This is a genomic window from Streptomyces sp. NBC_00322 (genome assembly GCF_036147535.1).
Classification (GTDB): domain Bacteria; phylum Actinomycetota; class Actinomycetes; order Streptomycetales; family Streptomycetaceae; genus Streptomyces.
In genome coordinates this window covers 7,786,135-7,810,146 of sequence record NZ_CP108019.1, presented here as the reverse complement: position 1 = coordinate 7,810,146, position 24,012 = coordinate 7,786,135, and the positions used below count along the sequence as shown (strand labels likewise).

The 24,012-nt window shown below is 70.3% G+C and carries 19 protein-coding genes; 5 read left to right on the top strand and 14 right to left on the bottom strand.

Going from position 1 to position 24,012, the window contains the following annotated elements; all coding sequences use genetic code 11:
* Positions 1-205: 205 nt before the first annotated feature.
* From OG905_RS35680 to OG905_RS35665, 4 genes are read right to left on the bottom strand one after another with little or no spacing between them, the layout of a single operon-like run.
* Positions 206-1,462, bottom strand: a complete 1,257-nt coding sequence (locus tag OG905_RS35680) for a glycoside hydrolase 5 family protein (protein WP_328680928.1) — start codon at positions 1,460-1,462, stop codon at positions 206-208.
* A gap of 44 nt (positions 1,463-1,506) precedes the next feature.
* On the bottom strand, positions 1,507-2,358 hold the full coding sequence (locus tag OG905_RS35675; RefSeq protein WP_328682775.1) for a carbohydrate ABC transporter permease: 852 nt from the start codon (positions 2,356-2,358) through the stop codon (positions 1,507-1,509).
* A 5-nt stretch (positions 2,359-2,363) separates the two neighbouring features.
* Positions 2,364-3,344 (bottom strand): carbohydrate ABC transporter permease, encoded by a 981-nt coding sequence (locus tag OG905_RS35670; RefSeq protein ID WP_328680926.1) that lies wholly within the window; start codon positions 3,342-3,344, stop codon positions 2,364-2,366.
* A 12-nt stretch (positions 3,345-3,356) separates the two neighbouring features.
* Positions 3,357-4,643 carry an ABC transporter substrate-binding protein gene (locus OG905_RS35665; RefSeq protein WP_328680924.1) on the bottom strand — a complete coding sequence of 429 codons (1,287 nt, stop codon included), beginning with the start codon at positions 4,641-4,643 and terminating at the stop codon, positions 3,357-3,359.
* Positions 4,644-4,917: 274 nt separating this feature from the next.
* Here OG905_RS35665 and OG905_RS35660 point away from each other — a divergent pair, with 274 nt between their 5' ends.
* On the top strand, positions 4,918-5,922 hold the full coding sequence (locus tag OG905_RS35660) for a LacI family DNA-binding transcriptional regulator (RefSeq protein ID WP_328682772.1): 1,005 nt from the start codon (positions 4,918-4,920) through the stop codon (positions 5,920-5,922).
* Here the strand turns inward: OG905_RS35660 and OG905_RS35655 are convergent, their stop codons facing one another.
* From OG905_RS35655 to OG905_RS35645, 3 genes are all read right to left on the bottom strand, one after another.
* Positions 5,923-7,254, bottom strand: a complete 1,332-nt coding sequence (locus OG905_RS35655) for a carboxyl transferase domain-containing protein (RefSeq protein ID WP_328680922.1) — start codon at positions 7,252-7,254, stop codon at positions 5,923-5,925.
* Positions 7,247-8,656, bottom strand: coding sequence for an acyl-CoA synthetase (locus OG905_RS35650; RefSeq protein ID WP_328680921.1), 1,410 nt, complete (start codon positions 8,654-8,656; stop codon positions 7,247-7,249). Before OG905_RS35650 ends, OG905_RS35655 begins: the two co-directional genes overlap by 8 nt.
* Positions 8,657-8,752: 96 nt before the next feature.
* Positions 8,753-9,724 (bottom strand): LysR family transcriptional regulator, encoded by a 972-nt coding sequence (locus OG905_RS35645; RefSeq protein WP_328680920.1) that lies wholly within the window; start codon positions 9,722-9,724, stop codon positions 8,753-8,755.
* An 85-nt stretch (positions 9,725-9,809) separates the two neighbouring features.
* On the opposite strand from OG905_RS35645, the gene OG905_RS35640 reads away from it, so the two are divergent.
* Positions 9,810-10,505, top strand: a complete 696-nt coding sequence (locus OG905_RS35640) for a type 1 glutamine amidotransferase domain-containing protein (protein ID WP_328680919.1) — start codon at positions 9,810-9,812, stop codon at positions 10,503-10,505.
* 156 nt (positions 10,506-10,661) lie between these two features.
* On the opposite strand, the gene OG905_RS35635 is transcribed toward OG905_RS35640, so the two are convergent.
* Positions 10,662-11,114, bottom strand: coding sequence for an SPW repeat protein (locus OG905_RS35635; protein ID WP_328680918.1), 453 nt, complete (start codon positions 11,112-11,114; stop codon positions 10,662-10,664).
* Between the two features lie 164 nt (positions 11,115-11,278).
* Between OG905_RS35635 and OG905_RS35630 the strand changes: the two genes are divergently transcribed.
* On the top strand, positions 11,279-12,397 hold the full coding sequence (locus OG905_RS35630; RefSeq protein WP_328680916.1) for a sulfite oxidase: 1,119 nt from the start codon (positions 11,279-11,281) through the stop codon (positions 12,395-12,397).
* Between the two features lie 19 nt (positions 12,398-12,416).
* Here the strand turns inward: OG905_RS35630 and OG905_RS35625 are convergent, their stop codons facing one another.
* From OG905_RS35625 to OG905_RS35600, 6 genes are all read right to left on the bottom strand, one after another.
* A complete protein-coding gene (locus tag OG905_RS35625; protein ID WP_328680913.1) occupies positions 12,417-14,834 on the bottom strand; it encodes a SpoIIE family protein phosphatase in 2,418 nt (805 codons plus the stop codon).
* On the bottom strand, positions 14,831-17,389 hold the full coding sequence (locus OG905_RS35620; RefSeq protein WP_328680912.1) for a SpoIIE family protein phosphatase: 2,559 nt from the start codon (positions 17,387-17,389) through the stop codon (positions 14,831-14,833). Before OG905_RS35620 ends, OG905_RS35625 begins: the two co-directional genes overlap by 4 nt.
* A gap of 46 nt (positions 17,390-17,435) precedes the next feature.
* The gene (locus OG905_RS35615; protein WP_328680910.1) at positions 17,436-18,257 is read right to left on the bottom strand and encodes a maleylpyruvate isomerase family mycothiol-dependent enzyme; all 822 of its coding nucleotides are present in this window, start codon (positions 18,255-18,257) and stop codon (positions 17,436-17,438) included.
* 108 nt (positions 18,258-18,365) lie between these two features.
* Positions 18,366-18,812, bottom strand: a complete 447-nt coding sequence (locus tag OG905_RS35610; RefSeq protein WP_328680908.1) for an SRPBCC family protein — start codon at positions 18,810-18,812, stop codon at positions 18,366-18,368.
* A gap of 139 nt (positions 18,813-18,951) precedes the next feature.
* The gene (locus tag OG905_RS35605; RefSeq protein ID WP_328680905.1) at positions 18,952-19,530 is read right to left on the bottom strand and encodes a YdeI/OmpD-associated family protein; all 579 of its coding nucleotides are present in this window, start codon (positions 19,528-19,530) and stop codon (positions 18,952-18,954) included.
* A gap of 42 nt (positions 19,531-19,572) precedes the next feature.
* Positions 19,573-20,535, bottom strand: a complete 963-nt coding sequence (locus OG905_RS35600; RefSeq protein WP_328680903.1) for an NAD(P)-dependent oxidoreductase — start codon at positions 20,533-20,535, stop codon at positions 19,573-19,575.
* Between the two features lie 174 nt (positions 20,536-20,709).
* Here OG905_RS35600 and OG905_RS35595 point away from each other — a divergent pair, with 174 nt between their 5' ends.
* Entirely contained in the window at positions 20,710-20,997 is a 288-nt protein-coding gene (locus OG905_RS35595) for a hypothetical protein (RefSeq protein ID WP_328680902.1), read from the top strand.
* A gap of 232 nt (positions 20,998-21,229) precedes the next feature.
* Complete coding sequence (locus OG905_RS35590) at positions 21,230-23,950, top strand: glycoside hydrolase family 2 protein (RefSeq protein WP_328680900.1); 2,721 nt, start codon at positions 21,230-21,232, stop codon at positions 23,948-23,950.
* The last annotated feature ends 62 nt before the right edge of the window (positions 23,951-24,012 follow it).

Below are 24,012 nucleotides of genomic sequence, written 5' to 3'. Positions count from 1 at the left end.
CTTGACCGGGGCTCCGCCCCAGACCCCGCTCCTCAACTGCCGGCGGGGCTGGGTATGCGGCAGGGCCGCACATTTCAGCCCGTCCGGCGTTTGAGGACATGCGGCCGAAGGTCGCATACGGGGTCCAGGGGCGGAGCCCATGGTTCGGGATGGGGGTACCTCCCACGGCCGCCAGGCCGTAGGAGGAGGGCGGGTAGGGGAAACCTCATGCGTCAACCTGATCCGGGCTGACCACTTCGGTGATGCCTCGTGCAACCAGGTGCTCCTCGTCCTCCGCCCGGCTCGCCAGAACCACGGCAGGCCGAACACCCCCCGCCGTGAGCCGAGCAAAGGCCTCGAAGAACTGGCCACCGGGCGCGCAGGAGGACCGCGCGGATCCCGCCCCGTCGTCGCCGGTGTCGACGACAAGAGCAGTGGTACGCGGCGCGGGACTGTGTTCCTTCCCCCGCCACTCCTCGACGATGCGCGCGATCGCCCGCCCGGCCGGTTTGACCTGCCGGTCGTTGGTCAACAGGCCGAGGCTGTACTCGAGTTCGGGGAAGTCCGCCAGCGATCGGGACACGTCGTGGGAGCACCACCAGGTGACGCCCCAGACGTCTTCGCAGTCCAGCGCGTTGGCCACGGTCGCCTCGGTGAAGGCGGCAGCGTGCTGGGCCGGGACGAGTGGCGCGGGTGCACCGACCTCCTGCAGCCAGACGGGCCGGTGCGGATCGAGCGCCCAAGCCTTGGACAGCTCGATCAGATACGCGGCGTGGTGCTCGGTCGCGACTCCCTTGCGCCCGTGCCGCTGGGCGGTGCCGTTGAAGACCCAGGAGTGCACGGCGGTCGCGGAGCCGATGCGTGCCGCGTGGGCGGGGGTGAAGGGCTGGTCGTCCTGGTACCAGGCGGCGTCGTACTCGGCGTGCAGATGCATCCGGCCGGGCGCGGCCTCCTCGCAGGCGTCGAGCAGCAGACGGAGCCAACGGCCCGCCTGTTCGGGCGTGATGCGGTCGGGGTCGGGGTGCGGCCCGCTCGCGAACTGGTTGATCTCGTTGCCGATGGTCATGCCGATGAAGTTCGGCCGGTCGGCGAGTGCGGCCGCGAGCGTGCGCAGATAGGTGGTCTGCCCGGCGATGACGTCCGGGTCGGTGAAGATGTTGCGCCGGTGCCAGGTCCGGGTCCAGGCGGGCAGAAAGTCGAAGCTCGAAAGGTGCCCCTGCAGGCCGTCCACGGCGACGTCGAGACCGCGTTCGGCGGCGGCGTCGGCGAGCTGCACGAGCTGTTCGACGGCGCGGGGCCGGATGAGGGTGCGGTTGGGCTGGAAGAGCGGCCAGAGCGGGAAGACCCGGATGTGGTCGAGGCCGAGACCGGCGATCGAGTCCAGGTCGGCGCGTACGGCGTCGATGTCGAAGTCCAGCCAGTGGTGGAACCAGCCCTGGCTGGGCGTGTAGTTGGCGCCGAAGCGCGGCGCTGAGTGGCTCATACGCAAGGGGTGTCCTGGTTCTCTGGTGCGGTGGCGGCCGGGGCTCAGCCCTTCACTGCGCCTTCGCCGACGCCGCGGAAGAAGAAACGCTGCAGACAGGCGAAGAGGATGATCAGCGGGAGTACCGCGATGATCGTCCCCGCGGCGACGAGGCGTTCGTCGTTGGCGAAGGTGCCGTGCAGATAGTTGAGGCCGATGGTCAGGGTGAAGTTCTCCGGGTCGCTCAGCACGATCAGGGGCCACAGGAAGTCGTCCCAGGCGCCCATGAAGGCGAAGATCGCGACCACGGCGAGGGTGCCCCTGACCGAGGGCAGGGCGATACGCAGGAACCGCTGCCAGGCGTTGGCACCGTCGACGAACGCGGCTTCCTCCACCTCGTAGGGGAGATTGAGGAAGGCGTTGCGCATCAGCAGCACGTTCATCGCGGCGATGGAGCCGGGCAGCAGCACGGCGACCAGGGTGTTGTTGAGGCCGAGGTCCCGCATGGTCGTGAACTGGGCGATGATGATGCCCTCGACGGGGACGAGCATCGCGAGGATGAACGCCAGCGTCGCGGCTCTGCGCCCGCGGTAGCGCAGGCGGGCGAGCGCGTAGCCGGCCAGCGATGCGCCGACGCAGTTGGTCACCACATTGGCGGAGGCGACCTTGAGGGAGTTCAGCGCGTAGTCCCAGACCGGGATGGTGTGGGCGACGCGTGTGTAGTTGTCGAGGGTCGGCTCGCTCGGCAGGAACCTCGGCGGGGAGCTGAAGATGTCCTCGTGCGGGCCTTTGAGCGAGGTGGACAGCTGCCACAGGAAGGGTCCGACGGTCAGCGCGAGGACGGCGATGAGCAATACGTATCGCAGCACGAGCTGCCAGGCGGGGATGCGCCTGCCGTCCGCGTCGGCGGTCTTCATGAAGCTCACGCGTCCTGCTTTCGGTCGGTACGCAGCACCAGCAGCATCAGCGCGACGGTGACGACGAAAACGACCACGGAGATGGCGGAGGCGTAGCCGACGCGGCCGGTCAGTCCGGTGCCGACGCGCTGGACGAGCATGACGAGTGTGGTGTCCTCGCCCGCGGGTCCGCCGCTGGGTCCTGCCATCAGGTACACCTCGGAGAACACCTTGAACGCGGCGACCGAGGAGAGCGCCCCGACAAGGACCATGGTGGAGCGGACGGCGGGCACGGTGACGGTGAAGAAGCGGCGTACGGGACCTGCTCCGTCGACCGCCGCGGCCTCGTGCAGCTCGCGCGGGACATTGGCGAGCGCGGCCAGATAAATGATCATGTAGTAGCCGAGGCCCTTCCAGACCGTGACCGCCATCGCGCTGCCGAGCAGCAGCCACTGGTCGCTGAGGAAGCCGACCTTGCCGATTCCCACGGCCTCCAGCACCGCGTTGATCAGCCCCCGGTCGTCGAGCATCCACACCCAGATCAGGCCGACCACGACGATGGAGGCGACGACGGGGGTGTAGAAGGCGGAGCGGAAGAAGGTGATGCCGGGGACACGACGCTGTACGAGCATGGCGAGCAGCAGCGGCAGGATCACCAGGGCGGGGACGACGCCGAGGACGTACAGGGTGCTGTTGCGCAGCCCGGTCCAGAACATCTCGTCGTGGATCAGTTCCTCGAAGTTGGCGAGGCCCACATACTCACCGGGGACCAGGGTCCGCCGGTCGGTGAAGGCATTGACCAGGGTACTGAAGAACGGATACACGCTGAACGCACCGGCGATCAGCAGGCCCGGCGCCGCGAACAGCCAGGGGCTGGTGGGCAGATGGCGCCTGATCCCGCGGCCGGGCCGGCCGCGCCGACCGCCGTCGGAGCCGGGGCTCCGGGCGGCGGGGCCTGTCGTGGTCAGGTCCGACGAGATCGCCTCGGAGGCGGTGGGGGTCTTCATCACCGACTCGGCTCAGCTCTGCTGCAGCAGCCGGTCACAGGACTTGACAGCGTTGTCAAGCGCTTCTTTGGGGCTCTCCTTGCCCTGGAGCGCCTTGGCCACCTCATTGCGCAGCTCGGTCTTCATCTGCTCGCTGAACAGCACCGGCGTGTAATTGACCGCTGTCTTCAGCGACTTGGCGGCGGCGATGCGCACGCGGGTCTCGTCGGTGCCGTCCTCCTTGGTGAAGTACGGGTCGTCCAGCGAGCCCGCGGTACTCGGGAAGATGGCGACCTTCTTCGCGAACTCCATCTGGCGGGTCGCGTCGGTCACGAAGTGGGCGAAGGCGACGGCGGCGGGCTTCTGCCGGGACTTGGAGTTCACCATCACGCCCATGACGTACATATTGGCCTTGCCGGTGCTGCTGATCTGGTCGGTGATGCCGATGTTCTTGTAGAGGCTCGGCGCCTGCTTCTTGAAGTTGCCGAGGTCCAGGGCGCTTCCCGGGTTCATCGCGACGGCCTCGGTGAGGAACTTCTTGCCGGAGGACTCGGGGGTCGCGGTCAGCGCCTGGGAGTCGAGCGCCTTGGCGTCGTACAACTGCTTGTAGCGGGTGAGGAGTTCGACACCCTTGGCATCGTTGAAGGCGAAGCCGTTGCCTTCCTTGTTCATCAGCGCGACCCCGTAGCGGCCGAAGTCCTCGATGGTGGGGACGTTCGCGAGGGTCGCGATCTTTCCCTTGCTTCTGTCGGCCATCTTCAGGCCGGCGTCGAAGACCTCGTCGTATGTCTTCGGAGGCTTCTCGGCGTCGAGGCCCGCCTCCTGGAAGAGGCGCTTGTTGTAGAACAGCGGGCCGGTGTTGAGATACCAGGGGAAGGCGTACGTGCCCTCCATGCCCGGTATCCGATGGCTCGCCCAGGCACCCGGCAGATACTCCTTCTGGTACTTCGCCGCCGCCTTGTCGAGGTCGAGCGCGAGGCCCGCCCTGGCCAGCGGGGCGACCAGGTCCGGGGAGACATTGACGACGTCGGGCAGCGTGCCGCCGGCGGCGTCGGCGCTGATCTTGTCCGCGTAGCCCTCGGCGGGCCGGTCGACCCACTTCACCTCGGTGCCCGGGTAGGTCTTCTCGAACTGCGCGATCAGACCGTTGAAGTAGTCCTTGAAGTTCGCCTGCAGGTTCCAGGTCTGAAAGGTGATCTTTCCTTCGACCTTGCCGGAAGTGTCGGACGAACCGGCGTCGGACCCGCCACCGCAGGCGCTCAGCGGCACAACGGTGGCGAGGACGGCGGCAGCGGCGAGTGCCCTGCGGGGGATACGCACGGTGAACGGCTCCTTTGCTCGGACCAACGTGCAGACCTTGCAAGCGAATTGCGGGTGAAGTCAATACATTCGCTTCAACTAAAGCGAATGATCGAGCATTAGTGCAGGTGAAGGCAGTTGTGTGCGACGACTTGCGGTGATCGACTAATGCGCTTTAGAGTTCGGATGCTCAAGCGCATTAGTACGCAGGGTGAAAGGGGCACCGGTGGCAGCCGACAGCCCGTCAGGCAAGGACGCCTCGCCGGCCAGGCGCGCACCCGCACGCCGTCCGACGATGAAGGACATCGCCCGCCGCGCGGGTGTCTCCGAGAGCGCCGTCTCCTTCGCGCTCAACGACCGCCCCGGCGTCTCGGAGGTCACCCGCGACCGCATCCGCCGCGTCGCCGAGCAACTGGGCTGGCGGCCGAGCACGGCCGCCCGCGCACTGTCCGGCGAGGGCGCGGCGACGGTCGGCCTGGTGCTCGCCCGGCCGGCGGCGACCCTGGGTGTGGACTCCTTCTTCCTCCAGCTCATCTCCGGCATCCAGGAAGTCCTGGCGGAGCGCCAACTGGGCCTGCTCTTCCAGGTGGTGGAGGACGTCACGGCCGAGTGCGCGGTCTACCAGCGCTGGTGGGCCGAGCACCGGGTCGACGGAGTCCTGGTCGTCGACCCCCGCACCGACGACCCCCGGCCCGAACTGCTGGACGAGCTCGGACTCCCGGGTGTCGTCATCGGCGGACTTCCGGGCGCCCACCCCAACCTCTCCCAGGTGCGTGCCGACGACACCGGGGCGATGGCCTCCATCGTCGGCCGCCTGTACGAGCTGGGACACCGGCGCATCGTGCACATCGCGGGCCTGCCCTCGCTCGCCCACACCGACCGGCGCATCCGCTCGCTGCGCGCCGAGGCCGAGCGGCGCGGACTGACCGAGGCCCACTCGGTCACCACCGACTACTCCGACACGGAGGGCGCGGCTGTCACCCGCCGGGTGCTTCAGGGGGACGCGGCGCCCACGGCGCTGATCTACGACAACGACGTGATGGCCGCGGCGGGAGCCACCGCCGCCGCGGGCCTCGGCCTGTCCGTCCCCGGCGACGTGTCGATCGTCTCCTGGGAGGACTCCGTCCTGTGCCGCATGGTGCATCCCTGGCTCACCGCGCTCTCCCGGGACACGATCGCCTTCGGGCGCATCGCCGCACAGGAGCTGACCGCGCTGCTGGACGGCGGTGCGGCCCGGTCCGTGCGAGTGCCGCTCCCCCGGCTGATCGAACGGGAGAGCACGGCGCTTGTTTCCAGATAGTCAGTTCGTGGGCACGATGCCCCGGGCGATGCCCAGGTCCACCAAGTCCTGCGGACGCAGCCGGAGTTGTTCGGCGGTCACGCGCGTCTGATCCGGCCCGCGCTTGAGGATCGCCGCGGCCAGCTCGGGAGCGATGACCGAGAAGTAACTGTCCGGCGTGGCCCAGGTGTTGCCGGGTGAGGCGAGCGCGAGCGCCCCGCCCGATCCGCCCTCGCCGATCACGAGCGTGGTGACCGGCGCACGGGCGGCGGCCACCGCGGCGAAGGCGTCCGCGATCGCGGGTCCCGCTCCCGTGTGTTCCGCCGCGGCGTCGTTGGCGGCGCCCGGCGTGTCGATCAGGGTGAGCACCGGTACGCCGAGACGGCCGGCGAGCCGGATCAGCCGGGCCGCGGTCCGGTAGCCGGCCGGGAGGGTCGCTGTGCCGCACTGGGCCGCGTAGGCGATGGCCCGCCCCTGGTGCAGTCCGAAGCCGCACAGCATGCCCGGGTCGACGCCTCCGCACCGGTCGCCGCTGATGGCCTCGCGTGTCTCGAAGTACGCGTCGAGGTAGCCGGCCGCCCTCGGGCGGTCGGCGGAGCGTGCGTTCTGGACGGCTTCCCAGCCGGTGGCGGGGAGTTCGGCGCGGCCGAGGGCGTGGGGCGGGTGGGCCGGTGCGTCGGACGGGGCGGTGAGCAGCGTCAGCCAGCGGCCCAGCGTCTCGCGCAACTCCTCCTGGCGTACGACCGCGTCGACATGGCCCGCGGCCAGCTGAGCCTCCGCCGTGTAGGCAGCCGGGTCGGCGTCCGCCGGGCGTACCCGCGAGCCCGCGAAGCCGATCTGGGCGCCGGGCAGCGCCAGGACGACATCCGCGCCGGCGCCCAGAGTGGCCCAGCCGCCGCCTGTCGACGGGTCGCGCACCACCGCGATCTGGGGCAGTCCCGGGGCGCGTGTGAGCGTGGACTGCCGTGCCACGCGCTGGAGTTGGACCAGCGCACGCATGCCCTCCTGCATCCGGCTGCCGCCGGTTGCGATCAGCGAGACGACGGGCAGCCGCCGCTCGCGCGCATGCGCGTACGCCGCCTCCAGCCGGTCGCCGGTGCGCTCCCCCAGCGATCCGCCGAGGAAGCCGAACTCGAAGGAGATCAGCACCACTTCGGTGTCGCCGACGGTGCCGGTGCCGAAGACGACCGACTCTCTCTCGCCGGTGCGCAGCGCGGCACGGGCGTGCTGCTCGTCGTAGCCCTGCCAGGCGATCGGACCGTCGGGCGCGGACGTGCCTTCGGGTGCGGGCAGTTCGGTGAAGGCGGAGGCCACCCGGGTGATGGCCCCGCGTGCCGTGAGCCGCTCAGCCATGGAGCGCCCGCTTCATGATCTTGCCCATGTCGTTGCGGGGCATGGTGTCGAGGAAGCGCACGTCGCGCGGTCGCTTGTGCGGGGCGAGTTGGGCCGCGACATGCGCGGACAGCTCTTCGGGGGCGGGGGGCTCGGCCGGGTCCGCCGGGACGATCCAGGCGACGATCCGCTCGCCCAGATCCGCGTCGGGCTCGCCGGTCACGGCTGCCTCGCGGACGCCGGGATGGTCGAGCAGCGCGTTCTCGATCTCGCCCGCGCCGATCTTGTAGCCGCCGCTCTTGATGAGGTCGGTGGCCTTGCGGCCGACGATCCGCACATAGCCGTCGGCGTCGAGGCTCGCCATGTCTCCCGTACGGAACCAGCCGTCGTCGAAGGCCGCCTCGGTCGCGTCGGGCCGGTTCAGATACTCGGTGAAGAGGTTGGGCCCGCGCACCTGGATCTCGCCGATGCCGTCGCTCTCGTCGACCAGCCGGAACTCAACTCCCTTGAGGGGCACACCGACCGTCCCCGGGCGCGGCTCGCCGTCCGCGCGTACGGAAGTGCTCATGAGCGTCTCCGTCATCCCGTAGCGCTCGATGACCCTGCGGCCGGTCGCCGCGGCGATCCGCTCATGGTCGTGCACGGGCAGCGCGGCCGATCCGGAGACCAGCAGCCGGGCCCCGGCCAGGGCCTTCACCAGCTGCGGATCGCCGGGCAGTGCCTCGGCGATGCGGTGGTACATCGTCGGTACGCCGAAGAGCATCGTGGCGCCCGACGCCAGTTCGCGTGCGACGCCCTGCGTGCTGAACCGCCCCAGGTGCCGCACCTCGCCGCCGCGGCGCAGCGGCCCCAGGATGCCGAGGATCAGCCCGTGGACGTGGAACAGCGGCAAGCCGTGCACCAGAACGTCGTCGGCGGTCCATTGCCAGGCGTCCTCCAGCGCGTCGAGTGTGGAGGTGATCGCCCGGCGCGGAAGGACGGCGCCCTTGGGCGGTCCGGTGGTGCCCGAGGTGTAGACGATCAGGGCGGGCGCCTCGGGTGACGGCTCGGGCGACAGCGGTGTTTCCGGTCCGGTGAGTTCCACGTCCGTACGCGGCAAGGCGCCCAGGGCCGCGGGCAGTTCGGCGCCCGGCTCGGCCAGCACCAGCGACGGCTCGCTGTCGGCGAGGATGTGCGCCAGTTCGCGCTCGCCGGTCTTCGGATTGAGCGGTACGGCGGGCACGCCCGCGAGCAGCGCCGCGACCACGCCCACCGCGGTCTCCGGCGTGGGCGTCGCCCACACCGCGACCCTCCGCGCGCCGGCCAGCCTTGCGGCCAGTGAGCCCGCGGCCGCGGCCAGTTCGGCATGGGTCAGGGACCGGTCACCGAAGCGGAGAGCCGGCAGCGCAGACCTCGCGGCGAGTGCGGGGAAGAGAGGGGACACGCGTCGTACTCCTTGCTGTCGTCGGACCGCTGTCACGATGATCCCTCCATACTCCGTCCGCTGCCGAAGGAATCGTTCACCAGCCAGGTGCCTCGCTCACCAGCCGCGCGCCTCCCGCAGCAGCCGGTCGCGCACCAGCGTGCGGTGCGGGTTGTCGGTGGCGCCCGGGCGCTGCACGAGATAGCCGGTGTTGATGGGCGGGTCCTCGGGCGCCAGCAGCGGCACCACCACACCGGCGGTGAGTTCGCCCTGGCAGAGGTAGCGCGGCAGCACGCTCATTCCGGCGCCCGCGGCGACGGCCGAGAGCACCCCGCGCAGATCGGGGACGGTCAGTGCGGCCTGCGCGCTCAGGCGGGTGCCGAAGACATGGCGCCAGTAGCGGCGGGCGATGGGCAGATCCTCCGCGTAGGTGACCAGCGGGACGCCGCGCAGGGCGGCGGGCCCCTCGTCCGCCACCCGGTCCTGCCAGTCCCCGTCCCGGCCGATGCGTTCGGCCCACAGCGGCGATGCGACGAGCACGAATTCCTCGTCCATCAGCGGTACGGCGGTGAGCGTGCGGCCGCGCGGGCGGTGGGTGGAGATCACCAGGTCGTAGTGGCCCTGGCGCAGGCCTTCGAGCAGTTCGTCGGTCAGTCCGGTCGTGACCCTGAGCCGTACGCCCTGCTCGACCATCGGCGCGAGGGCGGGCAGCGCGCGTACGCACAAGAGCTCGGCCGGACCCGCGAGGTGTACGGGATCGGCGGGCACGGTCTCGTCGAGATGGCCGCGGTCGGCGACGGCTGCCAGGGCGTCCAGGGGCGACGCGATCCGTGCGGCGAGCCCGTCGGCGACCGGGGTCGGAGTCACGCCGCGGGGCAGCCGCCCGAACAGCTCGCGGCCCAACTGCCGTTCCAGGGAGCGGATCTGGGTGGTCACCGTGGGCTGGGACAGACCGAGCAGACGTGCGGCCGCGGTGAATGAGCCCGCCCGGTGGACGGCGAGGAAGGTCCGCAGGAGGGTCAGATCGAGGGGTGCGTTCGACGCGGCCTCCCGCATTCCCGTCGATCCATTGGATTCTCTATGGCTCATGGTGGTGAGCCTATTGGATCCGAATGACCCGGCGATTTAGGTTCGAGTACGTCAGCAAGAGCGAAGCCCAGCGGAGAGATGTGAGATGGCGAAGATCCTGTTCGTACTGACCGGCGCGGACCACTGGACGCTGGCGGACGGCACGCGGCACCCGTCCGGCTACTGGGCCGAGGAGGCCGTGGCCCCCTACCGGGCGCTCACCGCCGCGGGCCACGAGGTCGTTGTCGCCACGCCCGGCGGCGTCGTCCCCACCGTGGACGGCGGGAGCCTGGCCCCCGAGGTGAACGGCGGCCCCGAGGGCGCCGCCGCCGTGCTGGCCGCACTGGGCGAGATGTCGGCCCTGGAGCACCCGCTCAAGCTCGACGAGGCCGATCTCGCCGACTACGCCGCGGTCTTCTATCCCGGCGGGCACGGCCCGATGGAGGACCTGGCGGTCGACGCCGACTCGGGCGCCCTCCTCACGGCCGCGCTGGACTCCGGCAAGCCGCTCGGCGTGGTGTGCCACGGCCCGGCCGCGCTGCTCGCCGCCCGGCGCGAGGACGGCACGTCGCCGTTCGCGGGCTACCGGCTCACCGGCTTCACCAATGCCGAGGAGACCCAGGCCGGTCTCGCGGACAAGGCGAAGTGGCTGCTGCAGAACCGGCTCGTGGAGATTGGCGCGGACTTCCAGGAGGGCGAGCCGTGGGCCCCGCACGTGGTCACCGACCGCAATCTCATCACCGGCCAGAACCCGTCGTCGTCCGCCCCGCTGGCCGTCGAGCTCCTCAAGGCACTGGGCTGACCCGCCGTATGCCGCGCCGTTGGCCACGTACCTGACGAGCGGTGGTCCGTGCCCATCGTCCGAGCCATGCCCCCGTGCGGCAGGCAGCCCGGTGGGGTGCGGCAGCCGCACCCCACCGGGCCCTTCCGTTCGGAACGTGCGCGTCAGCGCTGGGGATCACATGGCCGCGTTCCCGCGAGGGCGAAGGCGGCTGGGACGGCGGATGTCCATGGCGGCCATGGCCAGGCCGAGCAGCAGGGCCACGGCTCCGACAATGACGTTGCTGACGATCGTGCGGGTCGTGTCGACACTGCCTGCCACGACCCACGGAGCGATGATCGTCCACGCTCCGATGGCGATGGCACACCATGCCATGGCGTGAGTCCGCTCGTAAGCCGAGCCGAACCCTCCCATGCACAGGCAGTAGGCGGCGCCGGTGATCAGGTTGCAGACGGCCAGAGTGCTCAGGTCGTTGAACCCGACTATCCAGGGCGAGGCGGCCAGGTACAGACCCGTCAGGAGGGCCAGTGTCTCGATCGCCTGGGCACGGGGGGTCGTGGTCGCCCGTTCGAACCGGGAACGCATCTCGGCCAGATCGGGGTGTTGCTCAATGCTCGGGTGGGTGGTCATTGCGGGCTGCCTCCTACTCAGAAGCCTTTATCTGCCCTTTATCTCCGATATAACGCTTGCCAGGGCGTTCCAGTCAACAGGCAGCCCTAGGTCCTGTCCGGCCGGGATGTGCTCACCTCCGCCCGCAAGGTGCCCGGGACCCGCCCGGAGAGCACCATGAAGTCATGGAAGGACGCATCGCCGACCTCAGCACGCCCGGGCGTCTCGCGGAGCCCGGCGAGGGCATCGGCCTGGACGAACTGGCCCTCGCGGCCCGCAATCACGGGCTTCCTCTGGAGGCGCTGCGCTACGACCTCACCCCCGCCGGACTGCACTATGTGCTCGTCCACTACGACATCCCCGCCGCCGACGCCGACGAGTGGAGGCTGACCGTGAGCGGCCGGGTGCGCACCCCGCTGACCCTGGACATGCCGAGGCTGAAATCGCTCCCGTCGACCACCCATCGCGTGACGATGGAATGCGCCGGAAACGGCAGGGCGCGCCTCGATCCACGGCCGGTGAGCCAGCCCTGGCTGGTCGAGGCGGTCGGAACCGCCGAGTGGACCGGGGTGCCGCTGCGCACACTGCTCGTCGAGGCCGGAGTGGAGCCGGATGCCGTCGAGGCCGTCTTCACCGGGGCCGACCACGGCGTCGAGCGCGGCATCGAGCAGGACTACCGGCGCAGCCTGCCGCTGGCACTGGCCCTGGGCGAGGATCGCGAGGTGCTGGTCGCGTACGAGATGAACGGCCTTCCCCTGCCGCCGCAGCACGGCTATCCCCTGCGGCTGATCGTCCCCGGGTGGTACGGCATGGCGCAGGTGAAGTGGCTGCGCGACATCGCGCTGACCGACACCCCGTTCACCGGATTCCAGCAGGCGGTGGCGTACCGCTTGAAGCAGTCTCCCGACGAGCCCGGCGAACCGGTCGACAAGATCGCCCCGCGTGCGCTGATGATCCCGCCCGGGTTCCCGGACTTCATGTCCCGGGCCCGTGTCGTACGCCCCGGCGAGGTGCCGCTGGAGGGCCGGGCCTGGTCCGGTCACGGCCCGGTGACCCAGGTGGAGGTCAGTACCGACGACGGCGGTTCCTGGGGCAAGGCCGCTCTCGGCCCGGCGGACGGACACGGCTGGGCCTGGCGGCAGTGGCGGACGGTCTGGACCGCGACGCCCGGCAGCCATGTGCTGAGCGTCCGTGCCACCGACGCCGACGGCGGTACGCAGCCCCTCACCCAGCCCTGGAACCGCGGCGGGTTCGCCAACAATCTGGTCCAGCGGATCCCGGTCCTGTGCCTGGACGGCGACTGACGCCCTGCCTGCTCAGGCTCTACGGCAGCGTCTGTTCGGCCCAGATGGTCTTGCCGCTGTACGCATGGCGGGTCCCCCACCGCTGGGTCATCTGGGCGACGAGGAAGAGACCCCGGCCGCCTTCGTCGTCGTAGCCCGCCCGGCGCAGATGGGGTGAGGTGTGGCCGTTGTCCGACACCTCGCAGATCAGCGTCCGGTCGCGGATGAGCCGCAGGCGGATCGGGCCGGAGGCGTACCGCAGGGCGTTGGTGACCAGCTCACTCACCACCAGTTCGGTGGTGAAGACGAGATCGTCCAGTCCCCAGACGCTCACCTGAGCGGCGGCCTCCGCACGGGCCCGGGCGACCTCCTCGGGATCGGGTGTCAGCTCCCAGGTGGCCACCTGACGGCCGTCCAGCGTGCGGGTCCGGACGAGGAGCAGCGCGACGTCGTCGTCGACGGGACCGGCAAGCAGCGTTGCCAGCGCCCGGTCGGCCAGCTCGTCCAGCGGGCGCTCGTGCTCCGCGAGGACGGCCCGCAGCCCGTCGAGACCGGCGTCGACATCCCGTTCGCGGGTCCGCACGAGGCCATCGGTGAACAGGGCGAGGACGCTTCCCTCCGGCAGTGTCAGTTCCCCTGTCTCGAAGGGAAGGCCGCCCAGGCCGAGGGGCGGTCCCGCCGGAAGGTCGGGGAACGTGACGGAGCCGTTCGTGGGATCGACGACGGCGGGCAGCAGATGCCCGGCCCGCGCCATACGGCACAGGCCGGACACCGGGTCGTAGACGGCGTACAGACACGTCACGCCGAGCGCCGCGTCGTCGGGCAGTTCGTCGCCCTCCATACGTGCGGCCTCCTGCTCGTGGGCCCCCTGCCAGAGCAGGTCGTCCAGGCGGGCGAGGAGTTCGTCGGGCGCAAGGTCCAGTCGCGCGAGCACCTGTACGCTCGTGCGCAGCCGGCCCATGGTGGCGGCGGCCCGCAGCCCGTGGCCGACCACATCTCCCACGACCAGACCGACCCGCGCGCCGGACAGGGCGATGGCGTCGAACCAGTCGCCGCCGACTCCGGCGCTGCTGTCCGCGGGCAGATAGCGGTGGGCCAGCTCGACGCCGGTCAGCCGTGGCAGTTTCTGCGGGAGCAGACTGCGCTGAAGCATCAGGGCCGCGGCATGCTCACGGGTGTAGTGGCGGGCGTTGTCGATGCACACGGCGACCCGGGCCGCGAGTTCCTCGGCGACGGCCTGTTCGGCGGGGTCGAACGGGCGGGGCAGACGGTTCCGCGTGAAGGTGACCACGCCCAGCGTCGCGCTTTCGACACGCAGGGGCACGGCCAGGCACGAGCGCCGGGGCGATGGCCCGTCATCGTCCTCCGGGCCCCCCGGGCATTCCAGCACGGGCCTGCCGGAGGCGAGGCTGCGTGCCTGGGGCGAGTCGGCGGCGTAGTCGATCCGCTTCCCCGGTACGGCCGTTTCACCCGCCGCGCCCGTGGCTGCCTCAGCCTCCCCGAGCACCCGAACCACACCTCCCGCCCGCCGCGCGCCGGGCGTGGCCCGATCGCCTTCGAGGACGTCCTGGAGGAGATCGACCGTCACCTGGTCGGCGAAGTCCGGGACGGCGACGGCGGAGAGCTCCCGAGCCGTGCGGGTGATGTCCAGGGTCGTGCCCAGATGCGCCCCGGCGCGGACGAGCAGATCCAGTCGCTGCTGCGCGAGATAGCGATCGGTGATGTCCACCGTCTCCTCGCACACACCCAGCGAGACCGATCCGGCGTCCTGCAGCCGGTAGTAGGAGCACGACCAGACGTGATCGCGCTCCGGGTCCGCGGGCGGGCGGCCCCGGTAGTGCAGGTCGACGACTGTCTCACCGGTGGCGAGCACCCGCCGCATCATCTCTTCGAGACTCTTCGGATACGACGCGGACAGCACCTCGCCGTGGGTCACCATGTCGTCCGGGCCGAGGCCCACGTACTGCGAAGGGCCCATCTCCTCGTACAGGGCGGCGTTCGTCCACACCACCCGCAGAGCCGTGTCGTAGATGGCCAGACCGACGGGCGACTGGGTGGCGAGTCCCCGGAGCATCGACTGGAGGGCCTCCCACTGCTCGGTCTCCTCGGCGTCGGCCAGTGCCAGGAGCCGTGCGGGGCCGGGGCCCGTGTGGGCGAGCGGCAGCTCTGTGGTGGTCACGCGGAGGGCGCGGCCGTCCTGGTGGCGCATACGGAGCGTCCGGGCGACGCGTCCCACAGTCGGCGCTTCGGGCGCCGCGTGATCCTCTTCCGTTCCGTCCATCACCAAGGTGTCGATCGGGCGCCCGAGCACGTCCTGTGGTGCGTATCCCAGCAGCCCCTGAGCCGTCGGGCTCCAGCCGACGACCGTGCCGTCGGCATCCAGGACGGCCGTGGCGGCCCTCGTGGCGTTGAGGGGCCCGCGCACGCTGTGGTGCTCGGCGCCGTACACGGTGCTCATGGCGGGTTCCCGGTGCCGGATTCCGTCCAGCGGGCGGCGACCAGCAGCGCGATGTCGTCGGGCCGGTCGGTGGCCTGACGTGCCTCATTCATGAGGCGGTCCGCCGTTCCGGCGAGCGAGGACGAGCCGGCCTCGGCGAGCGAGCCGCGCAGCCGCTCGACGCCGAGGTCGATGTCGATTCCCGCCTGTTCCACGAGTCCGTCCGTGTACAGCGCGAGGACATCGCCGGGCCCGAGCCGCAGTTCGGTGACGGGGTACGAGGCATCCACGTCGATGCCGAGCACGACCCCGCCGGCAAGGTCCAGGACCTCGGTCCTGCCGTTGGCGTGGCGCAGCAGGGGCTGCGGATGCCCGGCCCGCACCGCCTGTGCGGAGCCGGTCGCCGGGTCGAGGACTACGTAGCAGCAGCTGGCGAACTGGCCGGGATCGAGGTCGATGAGCAGCCGGTTGGTGCCGGTCATCACCTCCTCCGGGTCGTGCCCGCTCAGCGCGAAGGCGCGTACGGCGCTGCGCAGTTGGCCCATGGTGGCCGCCGCGGAGACTCCGTGTCCCTGTACGTCGCCGATGACCAGGGCCAGCCCGCGGTCGGTCTCGACGACGTCGTACCAGTCGCCTCCGACCTCCATGCCCTGGGTGCCGGGCAGATACCGGCCCACGGTGTCGACCTGGTCGAGCACGGGAAGCCGGTGCGGCAGCAGGGCGTCCTGCAGTCCGCGCGCGAGGGCCGCTTCGGTGTCGTAGCGCTGTGCTCGCTGGAGAGCCTGCGCGATGAGTCCGGCGAGCGCGGTCAGCACCGTGCGCTCCTCGGGGCTGAAGCCGCGCGGCCGGTCGAAGCCGAGGATGCAGGAGCCGACGGGCCTCCCCGAGGCGATCAGCGGCAGGAAGGCCCGGGCGCCGACGTTGGCGTCCAGGGGGATGCCGGGGTAGGCCTCGGCCAGGTGCTCCATGGACTCGAAGAAGATGGGGCGGCCGGTGGTGAGCGTCTCGACGCCGGGCAGCCGGGCGTCGAGCCCAACACCGTCGAAGCGGTTCAGGAAGCCCTGCGGGAACCCGGTCTCCCAGGCCAGATAGAGATGGCGCTCGTTGAGCAGGTAGATCGCCAGCTGGCGGCCGCCGAAGGCGGGCAGCAGTTCCTCCGTGACCACGGCGGACACCTGGCGGGCCGTGACAGCCTCGGTCAGCGCGATGGCCAGGGCAACCGGGCGGTACAGGGCCGATGCCCGGTCGGCCGGGGAGCCGAGTCCGGCGCCGGGCAGGGCGATGGACCCCGGCGGGTACGAGGGCTGATCGGACGGGGAGACGGTGGCGGTCAGGCCTTCGTGCCCCGGATAGAGGGTGACCGACAGCACGTCCTGGGGCGAGCGGCGGGCCATGAAGTGCACGGGGTCACGGGCGAGCAGCGCCGCCCGGTAGTGGTCCTCGTATGCCGGGTTCCCGAACCATGGCAGGACCTCCCACAGGACACGTCCGGACAGCTCCGACCGCGGCCGGCCGAGCAGGATCTCTGCGCTGTGGCTGACATAGGTGATCCGCCCGAGCCGGTCGAGCGCGAAGAGGCCGCGCGGGAGACGGTCGGTCGCCTCGGCCACCGTCGGTCCGGTGCCGAGGTCGACCAGGAATCCGGTCAGACGGCGGCCCGGGCTGTCTCCGCGTGGTTGCGCCTGGGCGGAGAGTTCGAGCAGGTGAGGCCGTCCGTCCGGGCCGCGCAGGCGCATGCTGCGGGAGATGGGTCTGCCCGTCTCCATGGCCTGGCGGGCGATGGACCACAGCCCGTACATGTCCTCCGGTGCCAGCCGCGCCGCCAGTGCGTCGACGGTGTCGCCGAAGTCCGCCCGATTGGTGCCGAGAATCGCGCACAGCTCCTCGTCGGCGGATATTGCTCCTGTGCCCAGGTCCCAGTCGAAGCGGCCGAAGCGCACGGGCGGCGTGGTGACCGCGGGCAACTGGACGGACACCGGTTCGCCGTCCCACAGGACGGGCACCCCCCGCGCGCCCAGCGTGACGAGGGCGGTGCCGAGCCGTGCCGCGGCGTTGTGCATTCGCAGCCGGTCGGCGTGCGTCACCGGGTGGCCGGGCGTGGCCGGGCGCAGCACGACCAGCACCCCGAACTTCTGGCGGCCGCTGACCACGGGCGCGTACAGCGAGCCGAAGGGGAACGGCAGACCCGCCATGAGCTGCGGATATCGCCGCATGGCTTCCTCACCGTCGCCGAGGTGGATGGCCTGGCCCGAACGGTGCGCGTCGGCCACCGGGAACGGCCGGTTCACATGCATCCGCCACCAGGGCCTGAACAGCCGGCTGGGCAGCCCGGCCATCACGGCCAGCCGCAGCAGCCCCGGCGTGCGCGAGGGCAGATAGACGCCGCCCGCGTACCCGCCGACAGCCTCGATCGCCCCTATGGCGGCCTGCGCGAGCACCAGGGCCAATTCGTCCGGAACGCGGTCGGTGCCGTTCGGTCCCCCGGGTTCCGCCCCGCCCTCGTTCACCGCGGCGCGCCCGGCCGCGCGGTACCAGGTCACACAGCCAGCATGCTCCCCGGCGGGCGCCCCGCGCATCTCCTTGCCACCCGGGCACCTCACAGCGGCCGCGCGCCCGCGTTCCTCAGAAAGCGGAGTTGGCGAACCAGCGCGCCAGCAGATCCTCGTCCCCGGTGATCTCGAAGGCATCCGCGCTGCGGTCGAGGCGTCCGTACAGGAGCAGCAGCAGATCGGCCGCGGCTGCCTGGACCGTGGCGTCCGCCGATGTGTCCGCGGAGTCCTGGTCGTCGACGCCGAAACCGTCGGGCCGCAGGCGGACGAGCCAGTCGCCGTCGGCGTCGGTGCAGCGGAAGCGCAGGGTTTCGCCGCTGCCGCGCAGCTTGGCCACGTCCGGCGCGAAAGGTGTGGCGAAGGGCAGGTTGACCAGGAACTCGTCCACTCCGTCGGCCGCGAGGTCGCGGTCGATCGCTGGCCGCAGTCCCAGGGCGAGTTCGGCGTCGACGCGGTGCACCAGGGTCTCGAACAGCATCCGCCGCACCCAGAACCTGGCGTGGTGATCGGCGCCCCACACCCACATCGGGGCGTCCGGATCGGTGACCGCGAACGCATCGGCCGCCTCGGCCGCGCTCGCGGTCAGCCAGTCGGCGAACCCGTCCTCGTCCGCGGGAAGCTGCAGCTCGACTTCACGGCTGCGCGGCGGTTCCTGGACGAGCTGACGCAGCAGTACGGAGAACCAGCGCTGCACACTCCCGGCGTGGCGTACCAGGTCGAGGAGCGTCCAGCCCGGACAAGTGGGCACCGGGGTCGCCAGGTCGGCTCCCTTGACGACCGTCACGAATCTGGCGGTCTGAGCCGCGACGGCGTCACGATGAGCCCCGGACGTCAAGGAGGAACTCGACTCCGTCTCCGACTCCGACTCCGACCCGGAATGATCCACTATGGCCATGGGCTGCGCTTCCCGATCCGTCCGGCCCGGCGACCTGTCCGGCCGGGCGTCCACAGGAAGCCTGTCACAGCACTGGGTGCCGCCAGGACCTCTCCGGCGGGTTCCCGGTCAGGACGCCTCGACGGCCGTCTTGATCCGCTGCCCGAACGCGTCCGCGTCCTTGCGTGCCGCGCTCAGGGCGAGGCCCACGATGAGCTTGCCGATGCCATGGCCCTCAAGGCTGTTGAAGATACGCAGGCGAGTATTGCCCTCCGGCGTGGGCTCGAGGTCGTAGCCGCCTTCCTTGGACACGACGAGGTTCTTGGAGGTCTCGGTCCAGCGGAGGGTGCTCGGCGGCACGAACTCACTGATCCGGATCTCACGCTTGGTCGTCATCCCGGCGTCCTTGACCGTGCTCCTGAAGACGGTGCCCACCCCCGTCGGCCCGTCCGGCGTCTTCGTGATCTCAAGGACCCTCGGGCTGAACTTGGGATCGTTCCTGCCGTCCCCGAGGAAGGCGAAGACTTCCTCGACGGGACGGCCGATCTCGACCGTTGCCTCGAAATGACCGGCCATGCTTCCTCCACTGATCGCTCGCGCCCGGGGTGCGGCGTGCGGGCATCATCCCAGAGGGCCATGGTGTGCATACCGACTTCACGGCGGCCAGCCGGAAGGCGCGTGGCCGGCCCTCACGGCGAGCCCCTCACGCGTAGGACTACCGAATCGGCTGACCCGCTTCCAGCGCGGCGATCATCTCCCGGAGCCGCGCGGCCCTGATATCGGGAGTCTTCGCCGTCAGAAGGCGATAGATCACGGCGTATCTCTTCGTTTTGTTGAATGTCCCGAAGGCGGTTTTCGCCGGCTCATTTGCCTCCAGCGCGGCTTCCAGATCGGACGGGACGGTGGCTTCCTTCTGCGATGCGTACGCCGCGGCCCAGCGTCCGTCCGCCTGGGCGGCCCCGACCTGGGCAAGGCCGGGCTCCCGCATACGACCTGCCTGCGTCAGCGCCTCGACCTTGCGGATATTGACCTGCGACCACATGCTCCGCGGCCGTCGTGGCGTGATCTTCTGCAGGAAGTACGACTCGTCCAACGACCGGCGCTGACCGTCGATCCAGCCGTAGCACAGGGCGACATCGATGACCTCCGCGGCCGTCACCGAGGCAATTCCGGAATTCTTCTTGGCGAGCTTCAGCCATACGCCGGACTGCAGCCCATGATGTTCGGCGAGCCAGGACTCCAGCTCCGCCGCTTCCCCGAAGGCGATCACTTCCAGCCCATTGAACAATTCCATCGTGGCGCCTCCCCGGCCTCGAATGCCTCACGTGATGCCACGTTAGACATCCTCTAGGCCAGTTCCTGTCCTAGTTACGCCTCCTTGGGCCGGAGGCTCCACGCCGTCGTCGAAGGAGGCGAGATAGGTGGCGGCCATGTCCTGCTCGCCCAGGCCGCTCCGCTCCAGTCGCTCGAAGCGCGCCACACCCGCCTGCGCGAGATCGAGCCGTACGCCCGCGCGCTCCCCCGCCTCGACGATCAGCCGGGAGTCCTTGAGCGCGTTGTTGACCGCAAAACTTGGCGTGTAGTCGCCGCCGAGGATCGCCTTGGCCTTGGCGCGCAGGTATCCGCTGTCGAGCGGGCCGCCGGACACGCTGTCAAGGAAGGACTGCGGATCCACACCGAGCACTCTCGCCAGCGTGAGCGCCTCGCCGGTCGCATGGGTCAAGGCGGCGACCCAGCTGTTCAGTACGAGTTTGAGCCTGCTGGCGGCCGCGCGGGAGCCGTCGGTGTCGACCCATGTGGTGCGCCGGCCCACGGCGTCGAAGACGGGCGCGAGTACGGCTCGCGCACTGTCCGGCCCCGCCGCCAGGACCAGCAATTCCCCCGCCTCGGCGGGCTGGCGCGTGCCGAGCACGGGGGCGTCGACGAAGACCAGAGAGTGCCGCCGGGCGAAGTCAGCGAGCTCGGCCGTCGCGGCTTCCCCGACGGTGGCCGACTGGGCCCACACCGTTCCGGGAGCCAGGCCCGCGCTCGCCGCCCGCATGGCGTCCAGCACCCGCGGCCCGTCGTTGAGCATGGTCAGCACGACGTCCGCACCCGCGACAGCATCCTCCGGGGACTCGGCGCAGTACGCTCCGTCGGCCACGAGGGCTTCGGCCTTGTCCCGTGTACGGTTCCACGCCCGGACGGACAGACCGGAGCGGAGCAGACGGCGGGCCATCGCGGCGCCCATGATGCCGGTGCCGAGCACCGCCACCACGGGACGATTCTTCTCGCTGCTGCCTGCCGACGATGTGATCATGAGTGCCGCCTCTCCATGCCGGGTGCTGCCGACACCTCGTAGCCAACCAGCCGATCGCACCCCTCGCAGCCGGTCACCCCAGCCGCGGCGTCATCAGGGCATCGCGCGATACGGCCCGCGGGTGAGTGACGCCGTTCGGCCGTGTCTGGCCGCCATGTCAGCCGTTGCCAGGGCATGAACAAAACACGACGCGTTCTCGCCGCCGTAGCCCTTGCCACCGGCGCCACGGCGCTGGCCGCCCCGGCCGCCAGCGCCGATGCAGCCGCCGACCACAAGATCCCCGTCATGAGCCAGCTGGACTCTCTCGCCGCGAGCAGCATCGCTCCGGAGCACCGGGCCGAAGTGCCGTCGGTGTCCGGCCAGTTCCGGGGGGCCGACAAGGGGCTCACCGAGTTGAACCAGCTGCACCAGCTCACCGACCTGGTCGCGCCCGTCACGGGGCTCCTCCCCTCGGTTCAGTAGCAGGTCGCACGGCAACGGCCGGGGCCCGGCGGCGAAACAACGCCGGGCGGGGACGAGCCCCGGCCCGCCAACTCCCAGCCACACCTGAGGGATTGCGTCATCCCGGGGCGACGAGCGGCGGTCTCATTGACATGGCCCACTCAGATCTCTAGCGTCGAAATCAGTTAGTAAAGGTTCCTAACTTGACCGCGCCGAAGCGCGGACGCCCCGAACAGCCCTCTGGGAGATCACCGTGGCCCACCGCCCCGCACTGTCCCGGCGCCTGACCGCTGCGGCCGCCGTCCTCGGCCTGCTCCTCGCGCTCCATACGAGTACGACGTCCGCGACGCCCGCCGAGCCCACCGCACCCGGCCCCGCGGTGACCAGGGTCGCCGCCGCCCCGGGCAGCAGGACCGCACTGTCCGGCTATGCCATCCAGTCGACGGCCAAGGTCTCCGACTCGGCGGCCGAAGTCTCCAGCCCCGGCTATCCGGCCGCCGGCTGGTATCCGGCCGGGCCGCGGTCCACGGTCCTCGCCGCACTGCTCGCGCACGGCACGTACGCCGATCCGTTCTACTCCACCAATCTGAAGAAGATCCCGGCAGCGGACTTCGACGTCCCGTGGTGGTACCGCTCGGACTTCACCGTCTCCGACACCTCCGAGCGCACCTATCTCGACTTCAGCGGAGTGATCTCCGCTGCCGACGTGTATGTCAACGGCAGCCAGGTCGCGGCAAGGAGCGCGGTGACCGGTGCGTACACACACCATGAACTGGACATCACCGCCCTGGTGAAGGAGGGCACGAACACCGTCGCCTTCCGCATCCAGCCCAACGACCCCCGGAAGAACCTCACCATGGGCTGGATCGACTGGCTCCAGCCCCCGCCGGACGAGAACATGGGCATCGTGCGCGATGTGCTGGTCCGCCGCGGCGGTCCGGTGGCGCTGCGCGATGCGCATGTGGTGACCAAGCTCGCGGTGCCCTCGCTCTCCTCCGCCGAACTGACCGTCAAGGCGCAGGCCCGCAACGACTCGGCGAATCCGGTCACCGCGACCGTGTCCGGCACCATCGGCTCCACCACCTTCAGCCAGGACGTCGGCCTCGCGGCGCACGAGACGAAGACGGTGACCTTCACCCCGGCCGCCCATCCTCAACTCCGCCTGCAGGCACCGCGCGTATGGTGGCCCGCCACGATGGGGCAGCAGCCTCTGTACGGGCTCGACATGAGCGTCGCGCTCTCCGGCACCGTCTCCGACACCGCACACGAGACCTTCGGCATCCGCGATGTGAAGGCACCGCTGAACAGCGACGGCGCGCGCCAGTACAGCGTCAACGGCCGCGCGTTGCTCATCAAAGGCGGCGGCTGGTCCCCCGACGAGTTCTTGCGCTGGGACCGTACATACGTCGAGGACCGGCTGAAGTACGCGCTCGATCTGGGGCTCAACACCATCCGCCTCGAGGGCCATATCGAGCCGGACGAGTTCTTCGACCTCGCCGACCGTTACGGCGTTCTGGCTCTGCCCGGATGGGAATGCTGCGACAAGTGGGAGGGCAACAACAACGGCAGCGAGCCCGGGGACAAGTGGACCGACGCCGACTATCCGGTCGCCAAGGCCTCCATGGCCGCCGAGGCCTCACGGCTGCGCGACCACCCGAGCGTCATCTCGTTCCTGATCGGCAGCGACTTCGCCCCCGACGCGAAGACCGAGAAGAACTACCTCGACGCTCTCGAAGCGGCCGACTGGTCCACTCCGGTGATCGCGGCGGCATCGGACAAGTCCTCGCCGGTCTCGGGCAGTTCGGGCATGAAGATGACCGGCCCCTACGACTGGGTTCCGCCCAACTACTGGTACGCCAAGCGCGAGGGCGGAGCCACCGGCTTCAACTCCGAGACCAGCGCGGGTCCCGACATCCCCACGCTCGACACGCTGCGCCGCATGATGCCACCGGCCGAACTGGAGACTCTGTGGCGCAACCCGTCCGCGAAGCAGTACCACCGCTCGCCGTCGAGCACCTTCAGCACCCTCAAGCTCTACAACAACGCTCTCGCCGGACGTTATGGCCCACCCACGAGCCTCGCCGACTATGTGCGCAAGGCCCAGCTCGCCCAGTACGAGAACGTGCGCGCGCAGTTCGAGTCGTACGGACGCAACGCCACCGACTCCACCAAGCCCTCCACCGGGGTCGTGTACTGGATGTTCAACAGCGGCTGGACCTCATTGCACTGGCAGCTGCTGGACCGCTATCTGGACCAGGGCGGCGCCTACTTCGGGGCCAGGAAGGCCAATGAGCCGCTGCACGTCCAGTACTCCTACGACAACCGCTCGGTGGTCCTCGTGAACAACCGGCACACCTCCGCCTCGGGTCTCACCGCGCGCGTGACGCTGTTCAACACCGACGGAACCGAGAAGTACGACAGGACCGCGTCCGGCCTGAGTGTCGGCGGCGACGGCGCGAAGACGACCGCGCTGACGCTGCCCTCGTCGGTCGACGGGCTGTCCACGACCTATCTGGCCAGGCTGGTGCTCACCGACGGCACGGGCAAGGAGGTTGGCCGTAACGTCTATTGGCTCTCCACCAAGGCCGACGTCCTCGACTGGGACAACACCGACTGGTACTACACACCCACCACGGCCTACGCCGACCTCAAGGGCCTGGGCTCCATGGCGAAGGCAACCGTGTCCGCGACCGCCAGCACCACGGCGGGCGGCGACGGGACCTCCACGACCACGGTCACGGTGCGCAACACGGGCACGGGCAGGACCCCGGCGCTGCTCACCGATGTCCATCTGGTGGACGGCGCGGGCGCTCCCGTACTGCCCGTCCAGTGGTCCGACAACCAGGTCAGTCTCTGGCCCGGCGAGTCGGTGACGCTCACCGCCGGCTACCGAACGAGCGACCTGCACGGTTCCGCACCCCGTCTGAGGATCTCCGGCTGGAACACTCCGACAACGACGGTGGACGCACGCTGATCCGAGATCGGGCAGCCGCCGGCGGCTGCCCGATCTCGTTCTCGGCCCCTTGCGACCACGGT